Below are 5338 nucleotides of genomic sequence, written 5' to 3' on the forward strand. Positions count from 1 at the left end.
CCTCCTTCTGATCGGTGATGCGATGAGTGGTGGGTGAGTGCCCAGACCCGGCAGACCGGGCCCCGAGACCGACTCTCGCTCAAGCCTTCGCCTCGGACAATGGGGACCATTCCCCATCGTCACGCCCCTAATCCAACGATCTTCCGGCGCGGCCGGGCTGGTCCGGACATCCCTTGATCTTGAGCGCGAGCGCCCCGGGTCAAACCTCGAACCCGGTCCTACTCGGGGGCGGGGTGCGAAAGCTCGAAGACGTCGAGGTACTCCGAGCCCAGGCGCAACCGGGCATATCGGTCGATCAGGGTGAGGGCCGCGACGATCTGCTCGCGGGTGGTCTTGATCGTCAGCTTCTCACCGAAGAGCTCGATGAGCGTCATGTGGTTGGGCAGGTAGATGCCGAAGCCCCAATGACCCCCGGTGCCGTAGCCGTCCGGATTCGCCGCGACCGAGAAGGCGTCGTACAGCACGAACACGACGCTGCCGTCGCGCAGGCTCAGGTGGGAGACGCGGGGCCCGAAGTGCTCCCGCACCAACCGCGCCACGTCGATCGCCTCGAGCGGCTGGCCGTTCATGATGCCCCCATCCCTGTGATCTCCGACGCAGCTCAGCCGTGTGGGTCGTGTGCGAGCGCGATGTCGTAGAACGCTCCGGGATCGCTCCGAAGGAGCTCGAACCCCTCCTCGGCACGCCACGCGTACCGGCCCTCTCGGCGTCGTGCCTGCCAGCGCCAGGTGTAGGTGAACAAACTGCCGCCTCCAGCGAGCGTCCACGACCGGGTCACGTCCGAGGTCACAGGCCTGACTGGTCGACCGGCAGATGGGTGGCGTCGAAGACCTCGACGTACTCAGCACCCAACCGAAGCCGTACATAGCGATCGACCAGCGTCAGCGCGGCAATGACCTGCTCCGGCCTCTCTCGCAGCGTGATCCGCTCGCCGAGAAGTTCGACCAACGAGACGCCTCCAGGGAGCACCAGTCCGAAGCCCCAACTTCTCCCGCTGCCATAGTCATCGCGCACGCCGACACAGGTGAAGGCGTCGAATACGACGAAGCGAACAGAGCCGTCCTCCTCAATCATCAGGTTCGAGACACGATGCGCGAAGTGCGAGCGGACGATTCGAAGAATGTCCACTGGTTGAAGCGCGTCCCCTGTCATGCGACCGATCCTCTCTCAGACCTTGACAGCCGTCATCGACGACTTGTCGAAGACGTGACCCTTATCAATCAAAAAGTTCAGTTCGTTGCGCAGCGCTCCAGGGAACTCGTAAGGGTTTGTGGGAGAAGTGGATGGTCATGGCATCCTCCCATCACTCCACAGACCGCGTGGTGACCGCGGCCGCGCCACCTGCGCCACCTGCGCTGCGTTCGCCTGTTCGATCTGGTCACAGATCGGCGAGGTACCGCTGCGCTTCCTCCGCCGAGATGGTGCACGGGTGATAGCCGTCGTTCAGCCAGTACGTCCCACACACCCCACAGAGAAGAATCTCCCCCTGGGCGGCGATCGAGTCTCCCAGCAGCCTCGGCTCACCCGGCACGATGGCAGCGACCGAGCCCGCCCAGCGAGCCCGACAAGTCGGGCAACCGCCGAACCAGCCGAGACGGCCATCCGCCTCGACGTCGCTCACGTCGCCGACTGCCTGACCGCAGCCAGCTCCTGCGGCGTCAGATTGAAGGCGCTGCCCGGGATGTTCACCATGACGCCGGTCATCGGTTTCCCCTCGTGCGGAGGGACAGCGGAGCGAGCATGCGGGCGAACGGGCGTGAGATCCATCCGGACAGCCGGCGGCGACGGGCGGCGAGGCGACGGCGTACGTCGGCCCACGGGATGGATGCGGGCGAGAACCAGGCGAGCGGCCGGCGCCAGAGCGGCTGCGACCTGCGCATCCGCCTCACCTCCGCGCGGACGTCGGTCCAGTAGGCGCGCACCTCGTCGTCGGTGGGCGCGACGGGGCCGAAGACGTGCTCGTCGGCCCGCGCGGCGAGCACCGCCGACGTGTCCGAGGAGAACCTCTCCGCGAGCAGCTGCCCGTTCTCGGCACGGGTGTTGCTGTAGGGGAGCTTCAGGCCGAGGTCGCGGGCCCGGTCGGCGACCTCCTTCCAGCCGCCGCTGAGCCGGGCGGTCGGGTCGGCCGCCTTGCGCCGCCGCCGTCGGCGGATCCGCTTGATCAGCAGGATCCCCCACAGCGGGGAGGTGATCAGCGCGACCTTGCCGGCCGTGACCGCGACCGCGAGGGCGTCGCCGACGAGGGCCCAGAGGTCGAACTTCGACTTCTTGTCATCGCCCTGCTGGAGGTTGGCGCCGGCCTCCTTGGGCTCGCCGGGCGTCTGCGGCGGCTGCAGCACCTGCGGCTGCGGGTCGTCGTTGGGGTCCTCCTTGGGCCGCTGGAGGATCTGCTGGTCCGGCGGGGTCGGGTCGAACGCGACCCAGCCGACGTCGTCCAGCTTGACCTCCACCCAGGCGGCCATGTCCTTGCCCTGGACCGTGACCTCCGACGTGGTGCTGTCCGAGGGCGTCCGGAACCCGATGACGACGCGGGCCGGAAGGCCGCGCATCGACTGCGCGGCCAGCGCCATGGCGGCGGCGTACTGCTCGTCGTCGCCGATGGGCTGGGTGTTGAGCTTGGTGAGGAGCTGGATCCGGCTGTAGCCGTGACCGGCCGGGACGTTGCCGTCGCCGTCGCTGAAGAAGCCCTTGTTCTTGAAGGCGGCCGTGAGGAACTGCAGCCAGGCTCCCTCGGTGCCGCCGGCGAACTCGTCGTTGCCCTGCCACTGCTTGACCCGATTGACGAGCTCCTCCGGGACCATCTTCGGGTCGGGCAGGTCGACCGAGTGGTCGGCCTCGGTCTGCGCGATGGTCTCGGCCTTGGGCTGCTCGGTCACGTCCGAGTGCAGCAGGAAGGTCGAGCCGGGGGCCACCAGCCGCGGGTTGGCCATGGTGCCGGTCTCGGAGTTGTAGACCAGGCCGGCGGTCGCGGCCGGGTCCCCCTCGACCTCGATCGTCTCGGTGTCGCCGATGGTCGGCACCCACGGGTCGTGGTAGTCGGTGTCGAGGACCGTGATCTCGACCTCGGTCGCGTCGGAGTCGGCGGTGGCGTCCGACCGCAGCCGGCGGAAGGTGCCGGAGTCCGAGGCGGAGTCGGGGCCGCCGGCGACGTTCCAGACGATGCCGTCGTAGTAGTCCATCGTCGCGAGCCGGACCAGCGACCCCTTGGTCAGTCCCTTCACCGAGAACATCTGCTTGTTCTTGGCGGTGTCGGAGTTGACGTAGGAGCGGTACTTCGAGAGCGGGCTCGGGTAGTCCTGCGGGTTGAAGGGAGGCTCGACGTAGTCGCGCAGCACATGGCGCTCGGCGTTGGCGGTGAGGCCGGGGGTGGCGATGCCGGCGGCGCCGGCCGCGATGCCGACCACGACCGCCGTCATGAGCACGCGGCGGCCCCACCGGGCCTTGATGTGCCGCAGCGCGCGCATCCGCAGCCACACCACGAGCGCGATCGCGAGGACGAGGCCGCGCAGGACGACGTGCTGGGCGTCGATGTCCCCGAAGGCGGCAGCCGCGACGAACAGCCCGGCGATCGCCACGCCGGCCAGGGCGGGCCAGCGGCTGCGCCACAGGAAGACGCCCGCGAGGAGTCCGGCCACGAGGCCGCAGATGAGCGGGACGACGAGCAGCCCCTCGGTGTCGGCCAGCGGCACGGGGGCGGTCAGGGAGTCGCGCCAGGACTCGACGGCGCCGTGGAGCAACTGCCGGATGGCCGTCGCGTTCGGACCGATCCCGGAGGTGGCGGCGTCGGGCACCGCGAGCCCCGGCCCGGCGACGAGATAGCCGAGCGCGAGCAGCAGGGCGGTCGCCCAGGGGCCCAGGCGCAGCAGGTGGCCAGCGAGCGCGACCAGCGCGCCGAGCACCAGCCCTCCCCCGACGGCGACGAGCCAGCGCTGGCCGGCCCACGCGTCGCCGAACGGCCAGGCCGCGACCAGGCCGAGGCCGATGACGAGGACCAGGTCGAGGAGTACGACGAGGGGCGATCCCGTGTCGCGCGAGCCGCGCAGCGAGGTGGCCGAGACGGTCCGCGACAGCCGGCTGCGGCTGGCGGCGCGCTCGTCGGTCACGGCGTGGCTCACAGCGACGCCCTCCTCAGCAGTGTCGAGAGCTCCTCGAGGTCGGGCACGGTCACGAAGGTCAGGTCGCCCATGCGGCGGACCACCGAGTCCTCGCCGCTGACGCAGCGCACCGCGAGGACGCGGACGTCGGGGCCAAGGTAGCGGCGCGCGCGGCGGAACTCGGCGATCTCGGCGAGCGTGCCGCCGAGCAGGACGGCGACGCTGGCCGCCGCGTGCTCGGGCGCGAGGCCGCGCGTGACGCTCGAGAGCCGGTCGGCGGAGCGGGCGTACTCCACCCCCGAGAGCTGGTCGAGCATCTGCCTGCTGGTGCGGGCGCGCAGGACCTGGTCGGAGGTGACGGCGCTCAGCGTCTGGCCGTCGGCGAGGACCTTGTTGCCGAGCGAGCCGGCGATCGAGATCGCGAGCTCGAACTCGTCGTCGTCGGCGTAGTCGTCGACGCGCGAGGAGATCACCAGCAGCATGTGGGAGCGCCGGGTCTCCTCGAACTGACGGACCATCAGGCGGCCGGAGCGGGCACTGGTCTTCCAGTGGATGTGACGGCGGTCGTCGCCCGGCACGTAGTCCCGCAGGGCGTGGAAGGCGACGTCGGACTCGGTCAGCTTGCGGACGCTGTTGCCCTCGAGGTCACGGATGAGTCCCGCCGCGGAGCTCTCCACCCGCGTCGTACGCGGGTGGACGTAGAGGATGTCCTCCTCCGTGAGGTCCTGCTCGCGGCGGAGCAGGGACAGCGGGTCTGCCCGGACCGAGGTCACCGGGCCCACGGGAAGCACCGCGCGACGGGCCGTGGGGATGGCGAAGAGCTCCTCGTGCTGGGCGCCCGCGGCGAGGGAGGGCAGCTCGAAGGAGGCACGGCCGTGGCCGACCGGGAGGTCGACCACGCTGGGCAGGATGCGCCGGCCCGAGGCGTTGGTGAGGACCAGCGCGCCGTGGGCCCGCTCCCCCACGACCACGCGGTCGCGGGAGAGGTCGAGGACGGAGGTGAGCTGGTGCGCGCCGAGGACGAACGGCAGGGCGATCAGCAGGAGGAGCGCGAGGAAGAGCGCGCCGACGACCAGCTCGGTCCAGCCCAGGGTGAAGCCGCCGACGGCCGCGAGCATGGCGGCGAGGGCCAGCAGCCAGGCCGCCCCGGTCACCACCGCGGTGCCCGCCCGCCAGCGGCGCTGCAATCCGGCGGTGCGGGTGTCGAGCCGCGCCCGGCCGGCGAGCACGACCGCGTCGGCCCG

The 5338-nt window shown here is 70.5% G+C and carries 6 protein-coding genes; all 6 read right to left on the reverse strand.

All coding sequences use genetic code 11. The features are described 5' to 3' along the window. Positions 1–218: 218 nt before the first annotated feature. Positions 219–569, reverse strand: a complete 351-nt coding sequence (locus tag QM572_RS00100) for a hypothetical protein (protein WP_415088731.1) — start codon at positions 567–569, stop codon at positions 219–221. 32 nt (positions 570–601) lie between these two features. Further along, a complete protein-coding gene (locus QM572_RS00105) occupies positions 602–790 on the reverse strand; it encodes a hypothetical protein (RefSeq protein ID WP_415088734.1) in 189 nt (62 codons plus the stop codon). Continuing rightward, positions 787–1152 carry a hypothetical protein gene (locus tag QM572_RS00110; protein WP_415088736.1) on the reverse strand — a complete coding sequence of 122 codons (366 nt, stop codon included), beginning with the start codon at positions 1150–1152 and terminating at the stop codon, positions 787–789. Before QM572_RS00110 ends, QM572_RS00105 begins: the two co-directional genes overlap by 4 nt. 226 nt (positions 1153–1378) lie before the next feature. Further along, positions 1379–1621: a hypothetical protein gene (locus QM572_RS00115; RefSeq protein WP_415088738.1), complete on the reverse strand. Its 243-nt coding sequence runs from the start codon at positions 1619–1621 to the stop codon at positions 1379–1381. A gap of 79 nt (positions 1622–1700) precedes the next feature. After that, positions 1701–4115 (reverse strand): transglutaminaseTgpA domain-containing protein, encoded by a 2415-nt coding sequence (locus QM572_RS00120; protein WP_415088740.1) that lies wholly within the window; start codon positions 4113–4115, stop codon positions 1701–1703. Beyond that, positions 4112–5338: DUF58 domain-containing protein (locus QM572_RS00125; protein ID WP_415088742.1), on the reverse strand; the 1227-nt coding region annotated here is incomplete at its 5' end. The genes QM572_RS00120 and QM572_RS00125, both read right to left, overlap by 4 nt.

This window comes from Nocardioides sp. (assembly GCF_047607365.1).
Classification (GTDB): Bacteria; Actinomycetota; Actinomycetes; order Propionibacteriales; family Nocardioidaceae; genus Nocardioides.